This is a genomic window from Photorhabdus akhurstii (genome assembly GCF_019090985.1).
Classification (GTDB): Bacteria; Pseudomonadota; Gammaproteobacteria; order Enterobacterales; family Enterobacteriaceae; genus Photorhabdus; species Photorhabdus akhurstii.
The window spans coordinates 281,300-306,526 of sequence record NZ_CP020335.1; the positions used below are offsets into that span (position 1 = coordinate 281,300).

Annotated in this window: 23 protein-coding genes and 1 tRNA gene; 8 read left to right on the forward strand and 16 right to left on the reverse strand. The window is 42.7% G+C overall.

Annotated features, from left to right (window positions below; all coding sequences use genetic code 11):
- Positions 1 to 449: 449 nt before the first annotated feature.
- The 9 genes from B0X70_RS24950 to relB form a co-directional block, all read right to left on the reverse strand.
- Positions 450 to 2,042 (reverse strand): RCC1 domain-containing protein, encoded by a 1,593-nt coding sequence (locus B0X70_RS24950; RefSeq protein ID WP_246593408.1) that lies wholly within the window; start codon positions 2,040 to 2,042, stop codon positions 450 to 452.
- A 790-nt stretch (positions 2,043 to 2,832) separates the two neighbouring features.
- A complete protein-coding gene (locus B0X70_RS01235; protein WP_217470697.1) occupies positions 2,833 to 4,251 on the reverse strand; it encodes an RCC1 domain-containing protein in 1,419 nt (472 codons plus the stop codon).
- Between the two features lie 81 nt (positions 4,252 to 4,332).
- A complete protein-coding gene (locus tag B0X70_RS01240) occupies positions 4,333 to 5,028 on the reverse strand; it encodes an RCC1 domain-containing protein (RefSeq protein ID WP_217470698.1) in 696 nt (231 codons plus the stop codon).
- A gap of 609 nt (positions 5,029 to 5,637) precedes the next feature.
- Positions 5,638 to 6,951, reverse strand: coding sequence for an RCC1 domain-containing protein (locus B0X70_RS01245; RefSeq protein ID WP_217470699.1), 1,314 nt, complete (start codon positions 6,949 to 6,951; stop codon positions 5,638 to 5,640).
- A gap of 672 nt (positions 6,952 to 7,623) precedes the next feature.
- Entirely contained in the window at positions 7,624 to 8,010 is a 387-nt protein-coding gene (locus B0X70_RS01250) for a KilA-N domain-containing protein (RefSeq protein ID WP_336246303.1), read from the reverse strand.
- Complete coding sequence (locus B0X70_RS01255) at positions 7,979 to 8,257, reverse strand: type II toxin-antitoxin system RelB family anti-toxin (protein WP_217470700.1); 279 nt, start codon at positions 8,255 to 8,257, stop codon at positions 7,979 to 7,981. The genes B0X70_RS01250 and B0X70_RS01255 overlap by 32 nt, the downstream gene beginning before the upstream one ends.
- Positions 8,254 to 8,574: a type II toxin-antitoxin system RelE/ParE family toxin gene (locus B0X70_RS01260; RefSeq protein WP_217470701.1), complete on the reverse strand. Its 321-nt coding sequence runs from the start codon at positions 8,572 to 8,574 to the stop codon at positions 8,254 to 8,256. Before B0X70_RS01260 ends, B0X70_RS01255 begins: the two co-directional genes overlap by 4 nt.
- Before the next feature lie 503 nt (positions 8,575 to 9,077).
- On the reverse strand, positions 9,078 to 9,350 hold the full coding sequence (locus B0X70_RS01265; RefSeq protein WP_046397880.1) for a type II toxin-antitoxin system RelE/ParE family toxin: 273 nt from the start codon (positions 9,348 to 9,350) through the stop codon (positions 9,078 to 9,080).
- Positions 9,350 to 9,790: a type II toxin-antitoxin system RelB family antitoxin gene (gene relB / locus B0X70_RS01270; RefSeq protein WP_046397879.1), complete on the reverse strand. Its 441-nt coding sequence runs from the start codon at positions 9,788 to 9,790 to the stop codon at positions 9,350 to 9,352. The genes B0X70_RS01265 and relB overlap by 1 nt, the downstream gene beginning before the upstream one ends.
- Positions 9,791 to 10,227: 437 nt before the next feature.
- On the opposite strand from relB, the gene B0X70_RS01275 reads away from it, so the two are divergent.
- Positions 10,228 to 10,482 (forward strand): hypothetical protein, encoded by a 255-nt coding sequence (locus B0X70_RS01275; RefSeq protein ID WP_046397878.1) that lies wholly within the window; start codon positions 10,228 to 10,230, stop codon positions 10,480 to 10,482.
- Positions 10,479 to 10,664 carry an AAA family ATPase gene (locus B0X70_RS26065; protein WP_236548324.1) on the forward strand — a complete coding sequence of 62 codons (186 nt, stop codon included), beginning with the start codon at positions 10,479 to 10,481 and terminating at the stop codon, positions 10,662 to 10,664. The genes B0X70_RS01275 and B0X70_RS26065 overlap by 4 nt, the downstream gene beginning before the upstream one ends.
- A gap of 40 nt (positions 10,665 to 10,704) precedes the next feature.
- Here the strand turns inward: B0X70_RS26065 and B0X70_RS01280 are convergent, their stop codons facing one another.
- On the reverse strand, positions 10,705 to 10,962 hold the full coding sequence (locus tag B0X70_RS01280) for a type II toxin-antitoxin system RelB family anti-toxin (protein WP_246593409.1): 258 nt from the start codon (positions 10,960 to 10,962) through the stop codon (positions 10,705 to 10,707).
- A 25-nt stretch (positions 10,963 to 10,987) separates the two neighbouring features.
- Between B0X70_RS01280 and B0X70_RS01285 the strand changes: the two genes are divergently transcribed.
- On the forward strand, positions 10,988 to 11,872 hold the full coding sequence (locus B0X70_RS01285; RefSeq protein WP_217470702.1) for an IS982 family transposase: 885 nt from the start codon (positions 10,988 to 10,990) through the stop codon (positions 11,870 to 11,872).
- An 87-nt stretch (positions 11,873 to 11,959) separates the two neighbouring features.
- A complete protein-coding gene (gene ligB / locus B0X70_RS01290; protein WP_246593410.1) occupies positions 11,960 to 13,852 on the forward strand; it encodes an NAD-dependent DNA ligase LigB in 1,893 nt (630 codons plus the stop codon).
- On the opposite strand, the gene B0X70_RS01295 is transcribed toward ligB, so the two are convergent.
- Entirely contained in the window at positions 13,846 to 14,463 is a 618-nt protein-coding gene (locus B0X70_RS01295; RefSeq protein WP_036779852.1) for a trimeric intracellular cation channel family protein, read from the reverse strand. The genes ligB and B0X70_RS01295 overlap by 7 nt on opposite strands.
- 134 nt (positions 14,464 to 14,597) lie before the next feature.
- Between B0X70_RS01295 and B0X70_RS01300 the strand changes: the two genes are divergently transcribed.
- Positions 14,598 to 15,887, forward strand: coding sequence for a YidR family protein (locus tag B0X70_RS01300; RefSeq protein WP_217470703.1), 1,290 nt, complete (start codon positions 14,598 to 14,600; stop codon positions 15,885 to 15,887).
- Positions 15,888 to 15,949: 62 nt separating this feature from the next.
- Here B0X70_RS01300 and B0X70_RS01305 read toward each other — a convergent pair whose 3' ends face one another.
- The 3 genes from B0X70_RS01305 to B0X70_RS01315 form a co-directional block, all read right to left on the reverse strand.
- Entirely contained in the window at positions 15,950 to 16,270 is a 321-nt protein-coding gene (locus tag B0X70_RS01305; RefSeq protein ID WP_036779848.1) for a YceK/YidQ family lipoprotein, read from the reverse strand.
- 636 nt (positions 16,271 to 16,906) lie between these two features.
- The gene (locus B0X70_RS01310) at positions 16,907 to 18,160 is read right to left on the reverse strand and encodes a valine--pyruvate transaminase (RefSeq protein WP_036814394.1); all 1,254 of its coding nucleotides are present in this window, start codon (positions 18,158 to 18,160) and stop codon (positions 16,907 to 16,909) included.
- Positions 18,161 to 18,366: 206 nt separating this feature from the next.
- Positions 18,367 to 18,924, reverse strand: coding sequence for a DNA-3-methyladenine glycosylase I (locus tag B0X70_RS01315; RefSeq protein WP_110087121.1), 558 nt, complete (start codon positions 18,922 to 18,924; stop codon positions 18,367 to 18,369).
- A gap of 195 nt (positions 18,925 to 19,119) precedes the next feature.
- Here B0X70_RS01315 and glyQ point away from each other — a divergent pair, with 195 nt between their 5' ends.
- From glyQ to B0X70_RS01330, 3 genes are all read left to right on the forward strand, one after another.
- Positions 19,120 to 20,034: a glycine--tRNA ligase subunit alpha gene (gene glyQ, locus B0X70_RS01320; RefSeq protein ID WP_036814305.1), complete on the forward strand. Its 915-nt coding sequence runs from the start codon at positions 19,120 to 19,122 to the stop codon at positions 20,032 to 20,034.
- A gap of 9 nt (positions 20,035 to 20,043) precedes the next feature.
- Positions 20,044 to 22,113 (forward strand): glycine--tRNA ligase subunit beta, encoded by a 2,070-nt coding sequence (glyS, locus tag B0X70_RS01325; protein ID WP_217470704.1) that lies wholly within the window; start codon positions 20,044 to 20,046, stop codon positions 22,111 to 22,113.
- A 200-nt stretch (positions 22,114 to 22,313) separates the two neighbouring features.
- Positions 22,314 to 22,390, forward strand: a tRNA-Pro gene (locus tag B0X70_RS01330).
- A gap of 401 nt (positions 22,391 to 22,791) precedes the next feature.
- Here the strand turns inward: B0X70_RS01330 and B0X70_RS01335 are convergent.
- Together B0X70_RS01335 and B0X70_RS01340 are read right to left on the reverse strand one after the other, a co-directional pair.
- Positions 22,792 to 24,027, reverse strand: coding sequence for a cytochrome P450, cyclodipeptide synthase-associated (locus tag B0X70_RS01335; RefSeq protein ID WP_036814311.1), 1,236 nt, complete (start codon positions 24,025 to 24,027; stop codon positions 22,792 to 22,794).
- A gap of 85 nt (positions 24,028 to 24,112) precedes the next feature.
- On the reverse strand, positions 24,113 to 24,889 hold the full coding sequence (locus tag B0X70_RS01340) for a tRNA-dependent cyclodipeptide synthase (protein ID WP_246593411.1): 777 nt from the start codon (positions 24,887 to 24,889) through the stop codon (positions 24,113 to 24,115).
- Positions 24,890 to 25,227 lie beyond the last annotated feature (338 nt).

Below are 25,227 nucleotides of genomic sequence, written 5' to 3' on the forward strand. Positions count from 1 at the left end.
ATCAGCCAATAACTATAGATTAACGCTAAAGTTGATTGTTGGTGGTGGTTTTCAAGATTGTTTTTCACAGGTAAATGACAATAATGAGATTTGGGCGGAATAATTTATCGGGGATGTACATCTTTATGGATATTATTTATTACGTGTGTGAGTAACTTAATTTACTAACAACTGATCGCAAGACGGAAAATAAGTCGTTGTTAAGTTGTTGCCGTAACTCTCGTTCTGTGTGGTTTATGAAAAATTAGTTATTTTGGGATTTTTGATATTTGTTTTGAGAACTGTTTCGTAAAATTATTGTTTTTTCAATCTTTATTTGTAAGCTAATTTTGGTAATAACAGTGGGTGGGTGAGATGATATTTAAAGTAGAATAAGCGATAGGCTGAACCGAGGTATTGTGGTTCAGCCTTGGTTTTACTGTTTTTTAGTCATTCATAATACCAATCGGCTAATCATCATATTCGCTATGTACTATATTGTCACCCAGATCCAAAAGGTCCCAGGCTAATCTTTGGCCATTCGCCCGTAAAATGGTGAATGCGCTGCTGGATGCACTTAGGCTGATGATATCTTGTAGTTGGGCTATTCCAGGTGGTATCTGGATATTAAGTTCTTTGGACCCCCAAGCGACCACGCTACGGTTTGCCCGTAGAGCTGCGAAAGCATAATGACCTCGCGAGGAATCATCAAGATCGGTTGTACTCAGGCTGACGATATCCTTTAATTTGGCAATCTCGGGTGGAACACTAATAAGACCCCAGGAGACCACACTGCGGTCTGCCCGTAGGGCTACAAATGTGTTCCTTGATGAGTATAGGCTGACGATATCCTTTAATGCGGCAATTGCGGGTGGAACCTGACCACCAGAGTCCGGATCCCCCCAGGCGACGACACTGCGATCTGTACGCAAAGCGGCGAAAGCACCATTTGTTGCACTTAGACTGATAATATCCCGTAATGAGGCGATTTCTGGTGGGACTTGGCCGCCATAGTCTTGATGCCCCCAAGCGACTACGCTGCGGTTTGCCCGCAGGGCGGCTAAAGCATAAGTTGTTATACTTAGGTTGACAATATCTTGCCATTTTACAATTTCAGGAGGTATGGGATATCCGGGCCAGGTGACCACGCTGAGGTCTGCTCGCCGGGCGATGAAAATGTTATTTATTGAACTGAGACTGATAATATCCTGTAATTTGGCAATATCGGGCGGAACTCGGACTTTTCCCCAAGCGACCACGCTACCGTTTGCTCTAAGGGCGGTAAAGGTATCATTTGTAAAGCTATATTGTACAATGAATTTGTACTTGCCAATGCTCTTATTTTCGCAATGGGCTCGATTACGGCCTGGCCACCAGGCTGCACAGACACTATCCGAAATGTTATGTATTGAACTTATGCTTATAATGTCCTTTAATTCAGCAATTTCTGCTGGTAATTTGCCGCCATATTCCTGATCTCCCCAAGCGACTACACTACCGTCTGCCCGCAAGGCTGCGAAAGCATAATTTGTTGAACTCAGGCTGACAATATCCTGTAATTTGGCAATTTCTGGCGGTATAGAGCCGCCATACTTCTCATCTCCCCAAGCGACCACGCTACGGTCTGCCCGCAGGGCCGCGAATGCGTAACCTGTTGAACTCAGGCTGACAATATCTTGTAATTTGGCAATTTCTGACGGTATAGAGCCGCCACCGCTCTCATCTCCCCAGGCGACCATTCTGCCATTTGTTAATAACATGGCGGTTGCGGTGTAAGTGGAGGTGATGGAGACCTTGTTGTCTTTCCCATTGATTATTGGCTGCCCGAGAGATTTGAATATGTATTCTGCGTCCCCTAGGTCTGGTGTTGGTTTACTGGGGTATTCAGTAGCAGCCAATACCGAGGTGAAAAAAAGCGCCCCTATAGATACGCACATTACCCATGCCGACCACCGGCGATTTCGGCCAACATTCTGCTTCACTCTATTGATGAACGTTTTTTCAGTATTCATCGGATACTCTGGCGGGGATTGTTCCCCGGTTGGTATATTAAAAATTTTCATTCTCTGTGATAACCCTGTCCCGGCCAGATTGTATTGGCCTTTTAAGGGCGCTCCTTCTTTAAATGATTATTTTCTGCATCGGGTTACCCGTGCAGTCCCTCATTACAGGTTGCATTTATATAAGAGTATTGCTGGAACTCATGTTTGAGGAGAAATCGTTTTGATTCATATTGTGCTCCTAAATTTAAGGTTGTATTGGATTGACCTTTTTTACCCACAGGGGAGCTATACCGCAAAACTGAACCCCTTGCGGATTACGCTGATTTTCTATTGCGAATAACAAGACATAAATAAGTTTAGCAACTCTTTAAGAAAAAGATAATAGAAATATAAAAAGATTAAAAGAATATGATAACTGTAGGTTAACGCTAAATCCGATTGTGAATGATGGTTTTTAAGATTATTTTCTACAGGTAAATGACGATAATGAGATTTAGGCGGGAGAATTTGTCGGGGATATGCGTCTTATGACTATTATTTATTACGTGTACGAATAACTTAATTTACTAATGATTTATTGTAAGTCGTAAAATAAGGCGTTGTTAAGTTTTTGTCGTAATTATATTTTTGTGTGGTTTATAAAAAATCAGTTATTTGGGGTTCTTTGATATTTATTTTTCGAACTATTTCGTAAAGTTATTGTTTTTTAATCTTTATTTGCAAGCTGATTTTTCTAATAGCAGCGGGTGGGTGAGATGATCTTTAAAATGGAATAAGCGATAGGCTGAACCGAGGTATTGTGGCTCAGCCTTGGTTTTATTGTTTTTTAGTCATTCATAATACCAATCGGCTAATCATCATATTCGCTATGCACTATATTATTCCCCCTATCCAAAAGATCCCAGGCTAATCTTTGGCCATTCGCCCGTAAGACGGCGAATGCGCTGCTTGATGAACTTAGGCTGATGATATCTTGTAGTTGGGCTATTCCAGGTGGTATCTGGATATTAAGTTCTTTGAACCCCCAAGCGACCACGCTGCCGTTTGCCCGTAGAGCCGCGAAAGCGTAATTACCTCGATCCGCTGAATCATCAATATCAGTAGTTTTCAAGCTGACGATATCCTTTAATTTGGCAATCTCGGGTGGGACACTGATAGTACCCCAGGAGACCACACTGCGGTCTGCCCGTAGAGCTATAAATGTGGTCCTTGATGAGTATAGGCTGACGATATCCTTTAATACGGCAATTTCGGGTGGAACCTGACCACCAGAGTCCGGGTCCCCCCAGGCGACGACACTGCGATCGGTACGCAAAGCGGCGCAAGCGCCATTTGTTGCACTTAAGCTGACAATATCCCGTAATGCGGCAATTTCTGGTGGGACTTGGCCGCCATAGTTTTGATGCCCCCAAGCGACCACGCTACCGTTTGCCCGCAGGGCGGCTACAGCATAGGTTGTTACATCTAGGTGGATAATATCCTGCCAATTTGCAATTTCAGGAGGTATGGGATACCCGGGCCAGGTGACTACGCTGAGGTCTGCTCGCCGGGCGATAAAAATATTATTTATTGAACTGAGACTGATAATATCCTCTAACTTTTTAATGTCTGGCGGGACCGGGACTTTTCCCCAAGCGACCACCCTACCGTTTGCCCTAAGGGCGGTAAAGGTATCATTGGTGAAGTTATATACTGTAACGATCTTGTGCCCGCCATGGTTGTCGTAATATCTGCAATCGAATTGATTACGGTCTGGCCACCAGGCTGCACAGACACTATCCGAAATGCTATGTATTGAACTTATGCTTATAATGTCCCTTAATTCAGCGATTTCTGCTGGTAATTTGCCGCCATATGCGTAACCTGTATGACCTCCCCAAGCGACTACACTACCGTTTGCCCGCAAGGCTGCGAATGCGCAATTTGTTGAACTCAGGCTGACAATATCATGTAATTTAGCAATTTCTGGTGGTAAATTGCCGCCATACTGATCATCTCCCCAAGCAACCACGCTACGGTCTGCTCGCAGGGCTGCAAATGCGTAACCTGTTGAACTCAGGCTGACGATATCCTGTAATTGGGCAATTTCTGGCGGTATAGCGCCTCCACAGCTCTCCTTTCCCCAAGCGACTATTCTGCCGTTTGTTAATAGCATGGCGCTCGCAGTGTAAGTTGAGGCGATGGAGGATTTGTTGTCAAAGTGACTACATATCCCATCTCCAGATTGCTGGTATAGTTTGTTTGGTGAGAACTCGTTATCTGGGTTCATATTATTCTCCTAATAAGGTTATATCGGATTGACCTTACCCGCAGGGAGTCTGTACCGTAAAACCTCTGCTTAATGGATTAATTAATAGTCGTATTCATAATGTAATTTATTATCATTAGCTGAACCCCAGCCAACTCTCTGACCATCGGCCCGCAGTACGGTAAATGAGTTTCTTGATGCATTTAGGCTAACGATATCTTGTAACTGAGCTATCCCGAGTGGGACTTGATTGCCTTGATAATTGCCATATCCCCAGGCAACGACGCTACCGTTTACCCGTAGGGCGGCAAATGCGGTTTCTGTTGCGCTGATACTGACAATATCTTGCAATGCGGCAATGTCGGGTGGGGTTTTGATATCATTACCTCCCCAGACGACGACACTGCGATCTGCCCGTAGGGCCGCGAAAGCCTTCGATGTTGTGTACAGACTGACGATATCTTGTAATTGAGCAATTTCTGGCGGGAGTTGACCGCCGTTACCTTCGTTTCCCCAAGCGACGACGCTGCGGTTTTTCCGCAGAGCCGCGAAAGCATCATCTGTCGCGCTTAGGCTAACGATATCCCGTAATTGGGCAATGTCGGGTGGGATTTGACTACTGGGGTCATTTCCCCAAGCGATTACCCTGCCATTTGGCAATAACATGGCGGTTGCCCCTCTGGTAGAAGCGATAGGCATATTATTATCAGCGTGACTATTCCTGCTTGGTTGCCAATATTGTTTTGTAGGATTACCGCCAGTATCCATGTTTGGTGAGGGATCGTTATTTTGATTCATATTATTCTCCTAATGGTGGTGATATCGGATTGACCTTTTTACCTGCATTACCCACAAGGGAATCTATGCCATAAAACCTATCCTTTGTGGGTTAAGCTGATTTAATACTAGCCATTCTTTGATGAGTAAGATAATAGAGAGAGGTTATCGGCTAATAACTATAGATTAATACTAAATTGATTTTTTGGTAGTTGGTTTTGGATTATTTTTTATCGATAAGTGATGAAGGTTAAAATTATGAGGCTTGAACGACGGAATTCAGAGGAAATGTACATCTTTATGGCTATTCTAATTAATACGTGAATATGTAACTTAATCTACTAAGTATTAATTGTAAAAAAAAGAGTAAAAATTGCCCGGGTGGGTGTCGTAATATTCGTTCTGTTCTGTTTATGAAGGTGTTGGTTGTTTTTTGGGGTTTTTGGTATTTGTTTTCTAAACTGTTTGGTGGAGTTATTTCATTTTGATATTTATTTGAAAATTGAGATTGGTGATAACAGGAAGCAGGTAAGTTGATATCTTAAATAGAATAAGCAATAGGCTAAGCCGGGGTATTATAGCTCAGCCTTGGTTTTCGTGTTTTACAATAATAAAAAAGTATTCAATAGGTTAATAATCATATTCATTATGCACTATATGACTATCAATATCCCAAGCTAATCTTTGTCCATTCGCCCGTAAGACTGCGAATGAACGTGCTGTTGAACTCAAACTGACAATATCATTTAATCGAGCTATTCCGGGTGGAACCTGGACATTCAAGCTTCGGCTGCCCCAAGCAACCACGCTACCGTTTGCCCGCAATGCCGCGAAAGCATTATTACCTGCGGGACTCAGGCTGACAATATCCCTTAAGCTGGCGATCTCAGATGGAACGCTGATACTACCCCAAGAGACCACGCTGCGGTTTGCCCGTAGGGCGGTGAATGAGCCTCTTAATACATCTGGGCTTGTACCTGGATATAGGCTGACAATATCCTTTAATTCGGCAATTTCGGATGGAATTAGACCACCAGAGTTCGGATCACCCCAGGCGACTACACTGCGGTCTGCTCGCAGGGCGGCGAAAGCACCACTTGTTGCGCTTAAGCTAATAATATCCTGTAGTTTTGCAATTTCTGGTGTGACTTGGCCGCCAGAGTTTTCATTGCCCCAGGTGACCACGCTTCGATCTGCTCGCAGGGCGGCGAGGGCGCCATTTGTTGTACTTAGGCTGACAATATCCTGACACTTTGCAATCTCAGCAGGTACAGAATGTCCACCTCCCCAGACGACCACGCTGCGGTTTGCCCGCAAGGCTATGAAGGTGTAATAACTTGCTGCTTTTAGGCTGACGATATCCTGTAATTGGGCAATTTCTGGTGGGATCAGTCCGCCCAAATTCTGATCTCCCCAGGCGACCACGCTGCCATCTGCCCGTAGGGCAACAAATGCTTTGTCTGTTGCACTTAAGCTGACAATATCCTGTAATTTAGTAATTTCTTCTGGAAGCTTCCCACCTGAATTTTGATCTCCCCAGGCGAACACGCTACGGTCTGTCCTAAGGGCTGCGAAGGCGCTATCTGTTGCACTTAGGCTGACAATATCAATTAAGTAACTAGTTCCTGTCGGATATTGCCCACCTGAATCTTTATCTCCCCAGGAGACTACGTTACGGTTTGCTCTAAGGGCTGCGAAGGCGCTATCTGTTGCACTTAGGCTAGTAATATCCTGTAATTGAATAATTTCTGGCGGGGCAGGGGTAGCATAACCATTTCCCCAGGTGCTCACTCTGCCATTTGGCAATAACATGGCGGTTGCATCTCTGGTAGAGGCGATAGAAGTATCATTATCAGCGTGATTACCCCTGCTTGGTTGCCAATATTGCTTTATAGGATTACCGCCGATATCTATGTTGGGTAAGAAATCGTTATTTTGATTCATATTACTCTCCTAATGAAGGTTATATCGAATTTACCTTTTACCCACAGGGAGTCTATGTCATAAAACCTATCCCTTGTGGGTTAAGCTGAATTTCTACTGATGTGAAGAACGTTGTCTATTATTTAAATATAATAGGAAAAATAATTAATACCTAATGACAAGTCTATTTTTTTAATCCAGTTTCAATTTTTTCTACCAATAAGTGATAAAAATTAAAATTTTGAAGTTTGATTGGGGAAATTTGAAGGAAATATATATTATTATGGTTATTAATAATATATGAACACGTAAATTAATTTATTAATAATTAATCGAAAAACAGAAAATGAAGAATTATTAATGTTTTTGTTGTAATGTCTATTCTATATAACTTATAAAAAGCTTGTTATTTTTGGGGTAATGTTTTTTTTTAAAACTATTCCGTAAAGTTATTTTCTTTTGATATTTATTTTAAAGTTGATATTGGTGATGACAGAGGAAGAGTGCACTAAGATTTAAAATGAATACTCGATAGGCTGAGTTATTCTATTTGTCTCAGCTATTGGTTAATGGTTCACTTAATGGATTAACTAATTATATTCGCCGTGAGCCTTAATATCTAATTCTAAGGGCTTAACGATCGGTTGCCCGTTTTCTTTTGAGTTTCAATCCCTTTACTGTGTTGATGAGGGATCAGGTAATTGTTGTGATCTCCCTGCCAACTGTTTGACACCTGGCTGACCAATCAGGGAACGCATCTGAGTAGTGAAAACTGTTCAAACCCGCCTGGCTTTTAAACCTCTCGAATTCGACAGGTTTAAAATTGGCTGAATTGTAGAGCTGCTCCCATATCCCCAGAAACTCAATAGTATTTCGGTTACGCAGCCAATTATAGAGGATACTCTCGTCCCCAAAGTTCTTGACCATATCGGTCAACGAGATGTAGCCCTGATCATTATCTATCGTTGAAAAATGCGGATGTAGCTGACTGTTACAAGAGAAAACAAATATGAAAAACACCCGAAGATGCTTTTCTATGTCGTTTGGATTAAGTTGTTTTGAAGCCAAAATGTAGTTCACAATTGCAAGCTTTGGCGTAGTTCAATAATGTCTTAAGTGTTGGGTTTCCATTTCCTTTTTCAAGCCTGGAAATATTCGCTTCTTTTGTTCCCATACGCTGGGCAACTTGGTTTTGAGTTAAACCAGCAGCATGCCGCATGCGTAATAGAGTATTAATTAGCTCGAATTCTGGTTTTAGCGCATCATACTCAGCTTTTACATCTGGGTTAGATAATGCTTTGGATTTTAGCGACTTTAAACTATTCATTTTGTAACCTCTTTCATTCGTTTATAAGCGAGATCAAGATCCTTTTTAAATATCTTCTGGTTTTTCTTAATAAACGCATGAAGGACGATGATATTTGGGCCTTGTAGGTAACAAAACAATCTGCGTCCAATACCTTCTTGCGCTTTGGCTCGAATCTCGAATAGACCTTTTCCCATTGACTTAGTGTGTGGCTCTCCAAGATTAGCGCCATATTCTTCAATGAGTTCAAGTAGTTTCAGCATACGAGCTTGAATTCTGGGTGGCATATTGAGGATCGCATCCTCGACACCATCGTAGAGTTCAACGTTCCAGTTCATATTCAATATTGTCCTAAGACTTATCCTATATGATAAGTTTGTGAGTTGTCAAACCTCTGTTTTCGATGAAAACCACAGGGGTGGGGGTTGTTATGGCAACCCTGAACTAAATATTAAATGCATCAGCTTTTCACCATAATATCCGCTCTATACAGTATATAAAAAAGTCCGTTACCTTGGGATTTCAGGCAGTTATTCCTTCGAACCGCTTCGCAAAGTTATTATTTCTGCCTTGGACAGCATCTCTTTATCCTCTATTTTGTTGTTATGCATGGATAGCCAAGGAGCAGCGGATGCTTAATTTATTGATATTGATTCTGTTCATTGTTTTCAGTACACCGATAGTTGCGGCTGAGATATCAGATACAGAGAATAATTGTCCTGATTGAGCCGGTATTTTTTACATGGTGATATATTCAGGCGCTATGATCATTCAATCACCTACTCGTAGCTAGATTAATGTATTAGAAATAACGCAAGAAAAATTCTATCGTCGTAAATAACTAAGGCCATTGCTGGGCAGTATGTAACACTCTGAGTATCTGTAAAAGGTTTCCCTGAACTTGGTAGATAATAACGTAATGGGGATGAACGACAGCCTCTCGTGTCCCTTTTACCCTACCGGGTTTATACATATTGGGGTGTTGGCAGGCAGTTTCTGACGTCAATTCAAATCCATTATCTAGTTCAATTGCAGCTAGCGGATTATCCAGCGCGATATACTCCATAATAGCCTCACGATCAGCCAGAGCCATTGGCTTCCATTCCAACTCCATTATATCTCCTTACGTAGGGCCGCTTTTTTGGCTGCAAACCGCGCTTTAACTTCCTCATGGGGAATGCTGGGGTGGGGATCATCGATAGCTGCCTGAACTTGCTTACGGAACCATGCGTCATAAGCAGCTGCCTTATGTGTCCGTTTCAGAGCTTCTGCACGGTCTGGGCGGGCAATTTTCGTTGGTGTATCCAGATTATAATTGGCTGCGTCTACATTGAACTGTGCGATGCCGACGTCTTTAAGATAGGTGACAAGGGTTTCCAGCCGTTTGAACAGGCGTACTTGACGGCTGCGCTGGGCAACCAAAGGACGCTCCACCGTGCCATATTTCACCATCAGAGCCCATCCGTCGTTATGACCTACCACATGTACCGAGTTAACAGCGCCAGCTTCAACCAGGCGATTTAGTGTGGGATGATCGATTGTTTCTGTGACCATAAATGTTCTCCTGAGTTATGTATATGCAAGTACTTAGAGTAGCATATGCAATTAATTATTAATTGCAATGCAATAAATAGTTAAATGAGCCAAGTTCTCACCATAATTATCTGTTTTGTGTAGTATATAAAAAATTCCGTTGCCTTGGGGTTTCAGGAAGTTATTCTTCGAACTGCTTCGCAAAGTTATTATCTTTGCCTTGGACAGTCTTTTTTTATCCTCTATGCTGCCGTTATTACATGGATAGCTTGGGAGCGACGGATGCTTAATTTATTGATGTAGTCACATGGATGTATCAGAAAAGAGTTGTCTTGGGTAAGAATGGAATTTACACTGCATTCTATGGTGTATAATTTATCAACAATTATTGCCTTAATATCATTAAGTTAATTTTATTCTGCCATACGTTTGTGGCGCAAATTACAGGGGCTACAGCGATGAGGCTTGAACTGCAAAATTTAGATGAGATGTCACCGGCGCAAGAGTGCGCTTTTATAGCTATCTTTGATGCTCAACTGGCAAATGACGATGGTTCAGAGGCACGTGCTCACCTCAATGCAGGTGAACCAATTTATTATGCGGAGTTTGACACTCCAGCAGGGATGGTTATTAAAGAATATCCAGGCGGCCGTAGGGAACTGGCTAGTTTTATGAGTGGTACCGAGGAGATAGTTGAGGTTTTGGAAGAGTGACGCATCGGCCTCAGCTATGGGTTATTGCAGGACCTAATGGAGCTGGCAAATCGACACTGGTTCGACGTCATCTAACTGGCAAGGTTCCTGTAGTAAATCCCGATGATATAGCACGAGAACTCAGTCCGCATAATCCATTACTGAAAAATGCGGATATAGTTGGCTGTTATAAGAGAAAATAAATATGAAAAATACCCGAAGATGCTTTTTTTATCGTTTGGATTAAATTGTTTTGAAGCCAAAATGTAGTTCACAATTGCAAGCTTTGGCGTAGTTCAATAATGTCTTAAATGTTGGGTTTCCATTTCCTTTTTCAAGCCTGGAAATATTCGCTTCTTTTGTTCCCATACGTTGTGCAACTTGGTTTTGCGTTAGGCCAGCGGCATGCCGCATGCGTAATAGAGTATTAATTAGCTCGAATTCTGGATAAGAAATTGACGAGAAGCCTGTTCCAGGAGCAAAGTTTTGGTGCAGACCCAAAAACAGCTCCGAGGGGGAACAGGCTATGGACAACTTAGTTGAAATTTTCTGTGATGTTGATGATTTTTGCCGTTTTTTCATCCCTCAATGGGAACAATTTTGTCTCGATAGCGGGCATCGTTTACGCCGCCGACAAGGTCACATGTCTCCCAGTGAAATCATGACCATTTTGATCTTTTTTCATCGGTCGCATTACCGGGATTTTAAACATTTTTATTTAGAACATATTTGGAAATATCACCACAACGATTTTCCCACCTTACTCAGCTATCCCCGTTTTGTCAGTGTGGCCCCTTCCGTTTTGGTGCCTCTGTGCAGCTATCTGACGCAATTAAAAGGAAAACCCACAGACATTGCTTTTATTGATTCCACCCGTTTGAGTGTCTGCCATAACATTCGCATTCCTCGACATAAGGTCTTTGCGGGGATAGCCAGGCGCGGAAAAAATTCAATGGGGTGGTTTTACGGTTTCAAATTACACCTGGTTGTCAATCATCAGGGGGAAATTTTGGCGCTTAAAGTCACTGTCGGTAATGTAGATGATCGCGAACCTGTTCGCGAATTAACAACAGAATTAACGGGTTCTCTGTACGGCGATAAAGGTTATCTCAGTCAGGAATTGGCTGACGATTTAGCTAAAGCGGGGCTCACTTTCATCACCCAAAAGCGCCGAAATATGAAAGCTCACCTGCAAGCCGAGTGGGATAAGATAATGTTATCAAAGCGTTTTATCATTGAAACGATTAATGGGCAATTAAAAACTATTTCTCAAATAGAGCATTCCCGCCACCGAAGTATAAAAGGTTTTATGTTGTGCGTTTTAGGTGGATTGATTGCTTACTGCCTTAAATTGAAGAAGCCATCACTGAAAGTTTTCTACTCAGAAGAAGATTTCTCAATGACGGCTTAAGCAGAATTCGGGTTAATTATTAATTGCAATGCAATAAATAGTTAAATGAGTCAGGTTCTCACCATAATTATCGGTTTTGTGCAGTATATGAAAAAGTTCGTTATCTTGGGATTTCAGGAAGTTATTCCTTCGAACCGCTTCGCAAAATTATTATCTTTGCCTTGGACAGCATCTCTTTATCCTCTATTTTGCCGTTATGCATGGATAGCCAGGGAGCAACGGATGCTTAATTTATTGATATTGATTCTGTTTATTGTTTTCAGTACACCGATAGTTGCGGCTGAGACATTGAATATAGAGAAAGATTGCCCGGCATGGTCGCAGGAAAAATTACAACGTGAAACAAAAAGTCTGATGCAACAAATGGCTCAATGGGATCAACTTTATCGTCAGAAAGGGATCAGCGAGATTGATGATGAAGTTTATGATCAATTAATGTCGGAGCTAATTCATTGGCAGCTTTGTTTGAAACAATCACCTGATTCGAACTTTCCGGTAGAAGTTGTTGCGGATAATAAGCTGGTTCATCCGGTTGCTCATACCGGATTAAGTAAACTGAAAGACGAACGGGAAATTAACCGATGGTTGCACGGCAGATTACCTGTTTGGTTACAGCCAAAGATTGATGGCGTGGCGGTAACACTGGTTTATCAGAACGGGAAACTGGTTTCATTGATCAGCCGGGGCAATGGTGCCGAAGGGGTAAACTGGACAGCAAAAAGCCGACAGATTCCCGATATTCCCCAAGAGATAGAAAATGCACCGCCTTATATGGTACCGCCTTATATGGTATTACAAGGGGAGCTTTTTCTGCATAAGGACGGGCATATACAGCAATATTCTGGCAGTGATGGCGCTCGTAATCGTGTTGCCGGTTTAATGATGCGTAAGGAGCATTCGCCGGAATTAAAGCAAGTCGGTGTGTTTATCTGGAGCTGGCCGGATGGTCCTGTTGATATGGAAAGTAAATTACAGAAGTTGGCAAGTATGGGTTTTCCATTAGCGCTGCGCTACAGCCATAAAATAGAGAGGCCAGAACAGGTACAGAAACTACGGATGCATTATTTTGAACAATCCATGCCTTTTGCCACAGACGGTATCGTGCTGAAACAGGAAATTGAACCTAAAGGGAATCAATGGCGGTCTGGATCTAACAGTTGGGCTGTGGCATGGAAACACCCTTTACGCCATCAGGTAACACAAGTCAGGGAAGTGAGTTTTACTATTGGCAGAACGGGCAAAATCTCAGTTGTGCTTGGGCTGGATAAGGTGAAATTGGATGACCGACAAGTCAGCCGAGTCAATATTGGCTCAGTCCGTCGTTGGCAACAGTTGGATGTGTTGCCGGGGGATCAGGTGACTCTCACGCTGGCCGGTCATGGTATCCCGAAATTAGCTCAAGTGGTGTGGAGGATTAAAGAGCGTCAGAATATTCAGCCGCCAGATAAGCAGCGTTATCATGTGCTGAGTTGCCTGACATTAACGGCGGGTTGCGAACAACAGTTTAATGCGCGACTGAAATGGCTTGGTGAAAGTTTGCAAATGACAGGCGTCAGTAGCGGTAGCTGGGCAATGTTGGCCGAACAGAAATTAGTCACTGATTTAACCGGTTGGTTGGCGCTTTCAGTTCAACAAATTGCGGCCTTACCGGGAATTGGAGATAAACGAGCACAGGCTATTTATTCACAATTCAGCAAGGCAAAAAATCAGCCTTTTTCCTATTGGATGAAAGGGATTGGAGTGCCTTATATGGATAAGTTGTCTGACGATGTTGATCACTGGCGGCAACTGGAGCAGAAATTAGCCGGATCACAGTTAAAACAGCAATTCACTAGCGGGCAATTGAAAAAGTTGTCTGATTTTGTCAATGACACGCAGATTAAAACGATTGCAGAGAAACTGTCAGTGGCTGGTATCAAGGGGTTTGATCGGGAAAACGGGGCTGTGGTTAACCCCGTAGGTATAGCTATAGCTCAGTGATCAGAATGTTCATAATTAAAAACAGGTAATCCAAGGCGATAGCGAATAGCAACCAATCTTGCTGTCAAACCTGCGATTAAGGTAATCAGTACAATGCCATCCTGCGGTAATGGCGTATGCTGTAACCCGATGTATAACCAAGCGGCGGCAAAAGAGACACCGGCATAAATCTCTTTCTGGAAAACCAACGGGATGGTGTTACACAGCATATCGCGTAACACGCCACCGAAAACACCGGTGATAACCGCCGCGATGGAGGCGATGATTGGGCTATAGTTCATATCCAGTGCAATCTGTGCGCCGAGAATGGAGAAAACAATCAAGCCAATGGCATCAAGGATCAGAAACAAGCGGCGCAAATGCTTCATCATGGGGGCAACCCAAGTGGTTATTACAGCGGCACAGGCGACGGTGACGATATATTCAGGGTGTTTAACCCAACCTAGAGGGTAGTGCCCCAGAAGTATATCCCGAACGGAGCCGCCGCCAATGGCGGTTACCGAAGCAATAATAATCACGCCGAACATGTCCATTTTACGGCGGCCCGCAGCTAAAGCGCCGGTCATCGCTTCGGCAGTAATACCAATGATATAAAGAACACTTAGTAACATAGGTTATTCGATGTGCATAACGTAAAAAGGTAAGAGTAATGTCGAAGTGGTAAAGTCTCGACTGAAATTTTTTAGTTCCATCCATTTCGGATTAATATTATTTATCCGAAAAAACCTGATGTAAGGATAATAAAATGGCCTTTCAGGAACGGCAAATCACGTTTGATAATCGCAGCCACCAGCTTACCAATATTAATGTCTGGACGCCAGACAGCCAGTGGTTAGCTTATGATGTACGTCCTCATGGCGCTTCTTTTACCGGTTTAACGATAGAAAAAATTCATGTACACAGTGGCAAAACAGAAATTATCTATCAGGCTAAAGAGGGGGCTCATGTTGGCGTGGTGACAGTCAGCCCAACGGAACCTGTCCGTTATGCGTTTATTCATGGGCCTGAATTCCCAGATGAGCAATGGCATTACGATTTTCATCACCGACGAGGGGTGATTGTCAGCGAAGATTTACCGGGAAAAGCGGTCACTCTGGATGCGATGGATGTTACTGCTCCTTATACGCCGGGAGCGTTGCGCGGAGGCAGCCACGTTCATGTATTCAGCCCGGATAGTAGCCGTCTGAGTTTTACTTATAACGATCATGTTATGCATGAACTTGATCCAGCGCTGGATTTACGCAATATCGCCGTGGCTGTGCCTTTCAAATCAGTTGAGCCACCTAAACATCATCCCCGTGAATATGATGGTAGCTATTTCTCCGTTGTAGTCAGTCGTACCACTTTTCAGCCGGAGCCGGGTAGTGATGAGATTAACCGTGCCTATGAAGAGTGTTGGGTCGGCCAAGCTGGATATCGTAAAGCGGATGGAAATTGGCAGCGTTGGGCGTTGGCATTTATTGGCGATACTATTTCTGCGACAGGGGAAAAAGTACCGGAAGTTTATATCGTTGATCTACCTGAACAGGATGCTGATTATGCCGTAGCAGGGGAAAAACCACTGCAAGGGACGGAAACAACATTACCTGCACCGCCTGCTAATATCATGCAGCGTCGTCTGACATTGACCAATCATAGGCGTTGGCCGGGGGTAGCGAATAATCCACGCCACTGGTTGCGGGCTTCACCGGATGGTGGGCAGATTGGTTTTCTGATGAAAGATGATAATGGCATTGTGCAACTGTGGACAATATCGCCAAATGGCGGCGAACCGCGTCAGATAACTCAGAGTCATTATGGTATTCAATCTGCTTTCAGTTGGGATCGAAGCGGTCAATATGTTGCTTTCATTTGTGATAACAGTGTGATGTTGTGTGATGTCAACAATGGTCAAATGCAGCGTCTGACAGAGCGTACAGAAAAAGCGCCTGCCGCGGATGCCGTTGTGATTTCACCGGATAACCACCATGTTGCCTTTATGCGTGAAGTTGATGGCTATATGCAAATTTTCCTGGTGGAAACAGGACTGAAATAAATATATTTGCCGCCAGTTCACTTGCTGCTGGTGGCAATAAATAAACCGGAACGGATTATCAATTAATTGTTTTTGGTTTGATGTTGTGCTTTTTCTATTTTTTCAATTCGCTCTTTTGGTGAACTGGCTGATTGATCTTCGTCAGATTTTATATAGTCATAAGGTAATAACAGAGTATCTAATAGAGCGGAAAAGGGCAGATCGATCGCGAGTAGTGGTTTCATTACCCAGCCTGTATCTTGATCTTTTAACATTTCAATGTCAGTTTTAGCGCCGGGATAATAACCGCGGCTAGGCCCGGAATGTGTCATGATGCTGGTACACCCGCTGATTAACAGCCATCCTAATGTGACGCAAAATAGAATTAGTTTATTACTCTTCATCGGTTCTATCGATCTCGTATAGCTAAGCCGCTGAAATAGTTCGCCCTTGAGTAAGTTTGTTGGGTGATCTTTATTTCCCCAAATTTATCCAAATCCCTTAATGAAGGGTTTTGACATCAATCACTATAATCACGTCACGCAACGTTGACCATAGTGTTGAGATCAAAAAGTCGTGAATTTTTTATGTAACAGGATTTTTTTCTGTATTTTAATTAATAAAAAGTAATGTAAGTCATCATAATGATCTGAATAGTCTATAACTTAAATATTTTTTAAGTATATGCCCAATGGATTTCAAGATGTATCGCGATGGCGAGTGAGTATCGCCAACAAAGAGGCAACTTGAAAGATAACGGGTATAGAAGTGCGTTTTTACTTTGACTGCCAGTAAACGCACAAAAACCCGCCTATTCAGGGCATTGGATTTAGAAATTTCTGATTGAATAGAGGTTGCTTAAGGAGAGCAGGCAAGCAAGGAGTGTTTCTTTCTCTTCTTATGCACAAAGCATTCTACAAATTCTGAGAATAATTATGTAAAGTCCTCGTTGTCATTTAGCTCCTGCATTTCCGAGCAGGAGCTTTTTTACTATATTTATTACGATTGATGATTACATTATTGATTTGATTATATTGATTTCAGGCGGCTTGCTGATGCGCTAATTTAATTTCTTCCGCCAGAATCGCAATCCCTTTGGCAATACTTTCCGGATCAGGAACATAATTCATACGCATGCATTCATGAGTATGCGGCCAATCTTGTTCCAGTCCGGGGAAGAAATAGTGACCTGGAACCATTAACACACCACGTTTTTTCAATCTGTGATAAAGCATTTCTGTGGTTATCGGCAAATTTTTAAACCAAAGCCACAGAAAAATAGCGCCTTCTGGTTTATGGATAAGGCAAAGTTCTGCCGGCAAATAACGACGGATAATTTGGATCACGTCCTGAACCCGTTGTTGATAGAACGGGCGGATAACTTCCTGTGACAAACGAAGCAAGTCATTGCGTCGGATCATTTCCAATGCCATTGCAGGGCCCACACCGCCCGGCGCAAGGCTGATGATGCCATTCATATTACTGACGGCATTGATGATTTTCTCGTTAGCGATAATGATTCCGCAGCGTGAACCCGGCAACCCTAATTTGGATAAACTCATGCACAGAATAATATTGGGATTCCACAATGGCGTAGCTTCGCTAAAAATAATACCTGGGAATGGCACGCCATAAGCATTATCAATGAGTAATGGAATCTGGTGTTGTTGAGCCAGACAATCTAGCCGTTGTAACTCTTCATCAGTGATGACGTTACCCGTTGGGTTGGTTGGGCGAGAAACACAGATCAGGCCAATATCTTCGGTAATATTTAGATGGTCAAAATCAACATGATATTTGAATTGGCCTTCTGGCAATAACTCAATATTGGGTTTATTGGCAACAAATAAGCCTTCGTCCAGCCCTGAGTCAGAATAACCAATATATTCCGGCGCTAGTGGAAACAGTACCTTGCGGACAGTGCCATCTTCTCCGCGCCCAGCCAGCAGATTAAATAGATAGAAGAATGCACTTTGGCTGCCATTGGTCAGGGCAATATTTTGTGTGCCAATCTCCCAACCCAATTTTTCGCGCAACATCTCTGCCAATGCTTGAATCAATGTATCCTTTCCTTGAGGCCCATCATAGTTGCATAGCGTGTCAGTGAGTTGGCCGTTGGCGACCATCTCTGTCAGTAGTTGCTGAAAATAGTCATCCATTTCTGGAATGTGCGCCGGGTTGCCGCCGCCTAGCATAATTGCTCCGGGCGTCCTCAACCCTTGATTAAGGTCATTCATCAGGCGGGTGATGCCTGCATCTTGTGTGAACTTGTTACCAAATTGAGAAAAAATCATAGCCGCGTTCGTTGTCGGTGTGTTATTGGGATTAAGAGACATAACACCATACTCCGCGCACTATTGGGGTGCAATCTGGAAAATTATGACTATTAGTTATTTAATATTGCGTTTAATTTAGCATTTAAAATAAAGAACTGAATGTTTGGTTAATATCCAGCTTTATTATTCATTTTAATCTTAAGTGCGATAGTAATTCACTGAATTTATTTTCTACATAAACAGTTTATTATATGGTCATTGACCAAACCGGTAGCTTGCATGAATGCGTAGCAGGTGGTGCTGCCGATGAATTTGAATCCTCTCTTTTTCAGCGCTTGCGATAACGCCTCTGAAATCTCTGTTTTTACCGGTACCTCTGTAATGGTTTCCCACTGATTAATAATGGATTTGTTATCAACGAAGCGCCAGATAAAAGCGCTGAATTCTTCTCCTTGTTGCTGCATCTTAAGATAGGCTCGCGCATTGCTGATAATCGCGTTAATTTTGGCGCGGTTACGGACAATCGAGGGATCAAGCATCAGCCGTTCTACATCGTTTTCATTCATGACAGCAATTTTTACCGGATCAAATTGGTGAAAGCATTTACGATAACCTTCACGTTTTTTCAGAATAGTTAGCCATGACAGCCCAGATTGCTGCCCTTCCAGGCAGATCATTTCAAACAACTTTTGGCTATCTTTTAGCGGTTTTCCCCATTCATTGTCATGGTAAGCCAAATATTCCGGGTCAGAAGTAACCCAATGGCAGCGTGTTAATTCCATAGTTGAGATTTCCAATATGAGTGGTTGATAATTGACAGTACCTTAACTGTATAAATATACAAGTAAAATAACTCGATTAAGATTTTTTTATTTCAAGGTGAAATTAAGAGCGAATTCAGGGCTGTATATCTTAAGGTCAAAGGGTATACTGACCAACTTCCTTTCAAATTCATATGTATCGCGTGCGGATCTAACATGCAAAAGTTTGATACCAAGACCTTTCAGGGGCTGATCCTGACATTACAGGATTATTGGGCGCGCCAGGGCTGTACCATTGTCCAACCACTGGACATGGAAGTCGGTGCGGGTACTTCTCATCCAATAACTTGCCTGCGTGCACTTGGCCCGGAGCCAATTGCCGCGGCTTATGTGCAACCTTCCCGTCGTCCGACGGATGGCCGTTATGGTGAAAACCCTAACCGTTTACAACATTACTATCAGTTTCAGGTCATTATTAAACCATCCCCGGACAATATTCAGGAGTTATATCTAGGTTCTCTAAAGGAACTAGGATTAGACCCAACAGTTCATGACATCCGTTTTGTTGAAGATAACTGGGAAAACCCAACGTTAGGCGCTTGGGGATTAGGCTGGGAAGTGTGGCTTAACGGGATGGAAGTGACTCAGTTTACTTACTTCCAACAGGTAGGCGGCCTTGAGTGTAAGCCTGTCACTGGTGAGATCACTTACGGTCTTGAGCGTCTGGCAATGTATATCCAAGGCGTAGACAGCGTTTATGATCTGGTTTGGTGTGATGGTCCGCTGGGTAAAACCACTTATGGCGATATTTATCACCAAAATGAAGTAGAACAATCCACCTATAACTTTGAGCATGCTGATATCGATTTTCTGTTTACCTGCTTCGAGCAATATGAAAAAGAGGCTCAGGACCTGCTGGCGTTAGAAACGCCGCTACCGTTGCCAGCTTATGAACGTATTCTCAAAGCGGGTCATACATTCAACTTGCTGGATGCCCGTAAAGCTATCTCGGTGACTGAACGTCAGCGTTATATCCTGCGTATCCGCACCCTGACCAAAGCTGTTGCCGAAGCTTATTATGCCTCCCGTGAGGCGCTAGGCTTCCCTATGTGTAACAAGAATCAGAACTAAGAGGCTGTCATGACTCAACAGACTTTCCTGGTGGAAATCGGCACAGAAGAGTTGCCGCCGAAGGCTCTTCGTTCATTGGCTGAATCATTTGCTGCTAATTTTGCGGCAGAGTTGGATAACGCGAATTTGGCGTATGGTGAAGTAAGCTGGTTTGCAACGCCGCGCCGTCTGGCGCTGAAAGTTGCTAATCTGGATGAGGCGCAAGCTGATCGTGAAGTAGAAAAACGCGGTCCGGCGATTGCTCAAGCATTTGATGCTGAGGGTAAACCGACAAAAGCGGCAGAAGGTTGGGCTCGCGGTTGTGGTATCACGGCGGCTCAGGCTGAACGTTTAGTGACAGATAAAGGCGAATGGCTATTGTATCGCGCGCTGGTAAAAGGCCGCCGTGCAACAGAGCTATTGTCGGGTATGGTCAATCACGCGCTGAGTAAGTTGCCAATTCCTAAACTGATGCGTTGGAGCGATAAAGAGACTCAGTTTGTTCGTCCAGTTCATACCGTTACCATGTTGTTTGGCGATGAACTGATTGAAGGCGAAATTCTGGGTATTAAATCCGCGCGTGTCATTCGTGGCCACCGCTTTATGGGTGACTCTGAATTTACGATTGATAATGCAGAACAGTATCCCGCGATTTTGCAGCAACGCGGTAAAGTGATGGCAGATTATACAATCCGTAAAGCACTCATTAAGCAGGATGTAGAACAAGCCGCGATTAAGTTGGGCGGTATTGCTGACATCAGTGACAGCTTGCTGGAAGAAGTCACTTCACTAGTTGAATGGCCGGTTGTGCTGACAGCGAAATTTGAAGAGAAATTCCTTGCCGTGCCGTCAGAAGCGTTGGTTTACACCATGAAAGGCGACCAAAAATACTTCCCGGTTTACGACAATGCCGGCAAGCTGATGGCAAACTTTATCTTTGTCGCCAACATTGACTCTTCTGATCCACAGCAAATCATTGACGGTAATGAAAAGGTAGTCCGCCCACGCTTAGCTGACGCTGAATTCTTCTTTAAGACGGATCGTAAACAGCGTCTGGAAGATAATCTACCTCGTCTGGAGACGGTTTTGTTCCAGAAACAACTTGGTACTTTGCGTGATAAAACAGATCGTATTCAGGCGTTGGCTGGTTGGATTGCAGAGAAGATCGGCGCTGATGTGAATCATGCTACCCGTGCTGGTTTGCTGTCCAAATGTGACTTGATGACCAACATGGTATTTGAGTTCACCGATACACAAGGTGTGATGGGGATGCATTACGCCCGTCATGATGGTGAAGCAGAGGATGTTGCTCTGGCATTGAATGAACAGTATCAACCGCGTTTTGCCGGAGATGAACTGCCTTCTACCGGCGTTTCTTGTGCGTTAGCGATCGCTGACAAAATGGATACTCTGGCGGGTATTTTTGGCATTGGTCAGCATCCGAAAGGTGATAAAGATCCGTTTGCGTTGCGTCGTGCTGCGTTGGGCGCTCTGCGTATTATCGTTGAGAAAAAACTGCCGCTGGATTTGCAGACATTGACGGAAGAAGCGGTTCGTTTGTATGGCGACAAGCTGACAAATGCCAAGGTTACTGATGATGTGGTTGAGTTTATGCTTGGCCGTTTCCGCGCCTGGTATCAGGAGCAGGGCTACAGCATTGATACCATTCAAGCAGTGCTGGCGCGTCGTCCAACACAACCTGCTGATTTCGATGCTCGTGTTAAAGCAGTGACTCACTTCCGTACACTGGATGAAGCCGCAGCGTTAGCCGCAGCGAATAAGCGTGTTTCTAACATTCTGGCGAAATCAGAAGAGACATTGAACGAGAAGGTAGATGTTTCTGCGTTGAAAGCGCCGGAAGAGGTGAAACTGGCAACACATCTGGTGGCTTTGCAGGATAAGCTGGCGCCTTTATTTGCTCAAGGATGCTACCGGGAAGCACTGGTTGAGTTGGCATCTTTGCGTGAAGTTGTCGATGCTTTCTTTGACAACGTGATGGTGATGGATGAAGACTTACAGGTGCGAGTAAATCGCTTAACCCTGTTAAGTGAATTGCGTGACCTGTTCCTGAGAGTTGCTGATATTTCGTTACTGCAATAGTAATCTGGAATAATCGGTTTCGGCGGTAGTGAAAACAGTCGCCGGAACCGTAGTTTTTCCTCTACAGATAAAATTTTTTATAAAAACTGTATGAAAGTGCGGCATAGCGACGTTCACGCTGTTTTTATCAGCAACTAACCCATGATTATCAAAAAGGTATTGACGGCCTGTAGCGAGCGCAGTAAGATTCGGCTCGTTTTCGGCGAGTAGCGCAGCTTGGTAGCGCAACTGGTTTGGGACCAGTGGGTCGGAGGTTCGAATCCTCTCTCGCCGACCAATTTAGAGTTTGGGGCTGTCAAATAAGCCGCAGGCTTGAAGAAATAGAGAAGCCTTACAGTGATTGCTGTAAGGCTTTTTGTCTTTTTTATGTTTACTCTAAAAGTTACAACCGTTTAGTGCATTGACTTGCATAATCTGACAAGCACCGAAACTAGAGTGGATAACCGGCCAGATAAAGGTCTGAATTCATACACCCTATTTTAAAAGGGATACCCACTTCTGGCATCCCTTTAAACAGTATTTCAGATGGATATTCTGAACTATTTCACACAAGTCTGATGTTTTTCTAGAATTGCCACATACTCACCATTATGTCGCTGTCCCATATAGGTGACAGTGTTCCTTGTTACACCACAGTATGAACTTTATGTTCTTATTCCATCGTTCCCATAGTCATTTTCAGATCAGGCTACCATGTTTTGGAATGGAAGATATTTTTGGATCAAAACTCAAAAGGAGTTTAGAAGGTCCTCGTGTATACACTCCTGTTTCTTGATAATGATAGTTATCAGCAAAACGTAAATTGTGCAGGCGATCCAAAATAATATTGGATGAGACTTCCAACTGACTGAGTGAAAACGCAGCCGCAGCACAGGCATGAGTACCTGCTCCAAAAGCTAAATGTCTTTTTCGATTTGCTTTCTGTTGAGAAGTTGTATTTTTTCTTCGATATAGATCAAATTCATTTGGTTTGTGAAAAACCGATGGATCGCGATTAGCTGCGCCAATCATACAAAATATTACAGCGCCTTTAGGTATATCGATACCAGAAATAGTGACGTCTTCACTCGCTTCTCTTGGAATTAGTTGTACAGGTGATGTCAGACGTAAAGTTTCTTCAAATGCATCTCGAACCAGACTGCGATCTTTGAGCACTGCATCAAGCATACTGGGATTAGATATTAAGTGATTAAGCATCATTGCTAATATCTTGTCAGCAGGTTCTATCGCAGCTAATAGAATGTTTAAACACAGTGCTGTAATTTCACTCATGGACATCCCTGTATCTTGACAGAATATAGATATAATGTCCCCGCTAGGATTACGCCGTCTCTGATCTATTATAGGGTTTAGTAGGCGAATTAATTTCTGACTACATTCAAGACTGTGCATTTTTTCTGGTTCTGTTTGGTCAAACTGGGTAATAAAACTGGCGATACCCTTGTGCCATTCAGCTATATCACGATAGTTATCACTTGGCAGTCCGAGAATACCTAATGTTACTAATACGGCATAGTCGCGGCCAAAGTCATTAACAATATCTATATTTCCTTTTTCCATATAAGGTTGTAAGAGATCTTCAGTAATCTTTCGAATCATGGGTTCGTAGTAGCGATTAAAATAATCTTTTGAAAGTCCTTGCATTATGAGTTTTCGTTTACACGCATGCTCTTCACCTTCCATTTGAGCAAGAACGCGATCCCCCATAACCGGTTCGGCAAGTGCAGTTAATGGCTTAGTATTGAAAATTGAGGATTTTAAAATAGCGTCAACATCCTCATATTTGCCGATAAAATAGCTGTTTTGGGATTGTTCAAAATAAACTAAATCTTGTTTATGCAAGATGTCGTAAAAATCATAAGGATTTTTTATGAATGTTGGTTCGTGAATACTAAAAGAACTTAATTTAGCCATTATTGCGCTTCCTTTCTAAAGATATTTGGTACTAAGAGCTTATTAACTTTAAATACAATTACTATTTCATCAGACTGTTTGGATTTTATAATTGAGTAACGATTCCGTAACTTTGTTTATCTCCTACTTGTATAGGATAACTACCGTTAAACAACCCTTTTCCGATTGGCCAAGGACGATGATAAAGTAACGTAGAATATTTTACCCCAAGTAATCGAGGGGTATCGAGGTAGAAGGGAATTTCAGCGAAAATATATGGTAACGCTTTATATACTAATTGTAGGTCAATTAGACCAAAGTATTGCCCGGTACCTTTTAGTCGCCCTTTTATGGCTTGAAAGGACATATCAATACAAATTTTTTTAAAAGATTCTGATTCATTAAACGCGTTTTCAACTTGTGTTTTAAGAGATTGATAGTCATGGTTTAGTGCGAAGTCACTAAATTGAATGACTCTGATTTGCTTACTTTTTAGCATTGCTATGGACATCGCATAATCAAGGTTACATAAATGACGTCTAATTTCTCGTTGTGTTTTCTTGATTGCCTTAGCATTCTCAGTTCCACCAGCGACTAAAAGGCGTGAAGCTTCACGTTCACAAGGTAGCAATATGTCGACTTGCTGGAAGTAATGACTTGACCACTGAATAAGGTCCACTACATAGTCCTTTGAAAAACGCGAGTTAAAGGGGCTTATCCCTATTAGCGCGTGGTCGCCTTTTTGAATAATTTGGCCACAACGAGGGGTTTCACCTTGGACAATAAATGATGGTGAATTCTTGTGCAGCAATGTTGAATGGAGTGGTAATATCTGATTGTTCGTTTCTTTTAAGAATTTTTTTTCAGTAGATAACATTTCCATTGACTTTCCATTTTTTTAATGTAATCCCGCATAATCCTGGTATGAATTTTTTAATTTTTATATAGGTTCATTACATCTCCATTAAGATATTTATACAGAAATTTGATCTAACTTAATCTCGTAAAAATGTCAAAAATTATCGAAAGTCAGAGTTAGATAAACCCCATTTCGAATCGATCAACAAATTGATGTTAAATGAGTTTTTACCGATTCAGGTTGCTGTTGAGAAAGTGAGACGAAAATCTAGTACAAAAATGCATCGTCATCCTTGGAGACAAGATAGCATTCTTTAATAAGGAGGTTGTTCAGATAACAACACCTAATGCTGTATTTTTAAC

Coding starts and splice junctions, on each gene's coding strand:
- B0X70_RS24950 (WP_246593408.1), bottom strand. CDS start 2,042: ATGAAAATTTTTAATATACCAACCGGGGAACAATCCCCGCCAGAGTAT.
- B0X70_RS01235 (WP_217470697.1), bottom strand. CDS start 4,251: ATGAACCCAGATAACGAGTTCTCACCAAACAAACTATACCAGCAATCT.
- B0X70_RS01240 (WP_217470698.1), bottom strand. CDS start 5,028: ATGAATCAAAATAACGATCCCTCACCAAACATGGATACTGGCGGTAAT.
- B0X70_RS01245 (WP_217470699.1), bottom strand. CDS start 6,951: ATGAATCAAAATAACGATTTCTTACCCAACATAGATATCGGCGGTAAT.
- B0X70_RS01255 (WP_217470700.1), bottom strand. CDS start 8,257: ATGAATAGTTTAAAGTCGCTAAAATCCAAAGCATTATCTAACCCAGAT.
- B0X70_RS01260 (WP_217470701.1), bottom strand. CDS start 8,574: ATGAACTGGAACGTTGAACTCTACGATGGTGTCGAGGATGCGATCCTC.
- B0X70_RS01265 (WP_046397880.1), bottom strand. CDS start 9,350: ATGGAGTTGGAATGGAAGCCAATGGCTCTGGCTGATCGTGAGGCTATT.
- relB (WP_046397879.1), bottom strand. CDS start 9,790: ATGGTCACAGAAACAATCGATCATCCCACACTAAATCGCCTGGTTGAA.
- B0X70_RS01275 (WP_046397878.1), top strand. CDS start 10,228: ATGAGGCTTGAACTGCAAAATTTAGATGAGATGTCACCGGCGCAAGAG.
- B0X70_RS01285 (WP_217470702.1), top strand. CDS start 10,988: ATGGACAACTTAGTTGAAATTTTCTGTGATGTTGATGATTTTTGCCGT.
- ligB (WP_246593410.1), top strand. CDS start 11,960: ATGAAAAAGTTCGTTATCTTGGGATTTCAGGAAGTTATTCCTTCGAAC.
- B0X70_RS01295 (WP_036779852.1), bottom strand. CDS start 14,463: ATGTTACTAAGTGTTCTTTATATCATTGGTATTACTGCCGAAGCGATG.
- B0X70_RS01300 (WP_217470703.1), top strand. CDS start 14,598: ATGGCCTTTCAGGAACGGCAAATCACGTTTGATAATCGCAGCCACCAG.
- B0X70_RS01305 (WP_036779848.1), bottom strand. CDS start 16,270: ATGAAGAGTAATAAACTAATTCTATTTTGCGTCACATTAGGATGGCTG.
- B0X70_RS01310 (WP_036814394.1), bottom strand. CDS start 18,160: ATGATTTTTTCTCAATTTGGTAACAAGTTCACACAAGATGCAGGCATC.
- B0X70_RS01315 (WP_110087121.1), bottom strand. CDS start 18,924: ATGGAATTAACACGCTGCCATTGGGTTACTTCTGACCCGGAATATTTG.
- glyQ (WP_036814305.1), top strand. CDS start 19,120: ATGCAAAAGTTTGATACCAAGACCTTTCAGGGGCTGATCCTGACATTA.
- glyS (WP_217470704.1), top strand. CDS start 20,044: ATGACTCAACAGACTTTCCTGGTGGAAATCGGCACAGAAGAGTTGCCG.
- B0X70_RS01335 (WP_036814311.1), bottom strand. CDS start 24,027: ATGGCTAAATTAAGTTCTTTTAGTATTCACGAACCAACATTCATAAAA.
- B0X70_RS01340 (WP_246593411.1), bottom strand. CDS start 24,889: ATGGAAATGTTATCTACTGAAAAAAAATTCTTAAAAGAAACGAACAAT.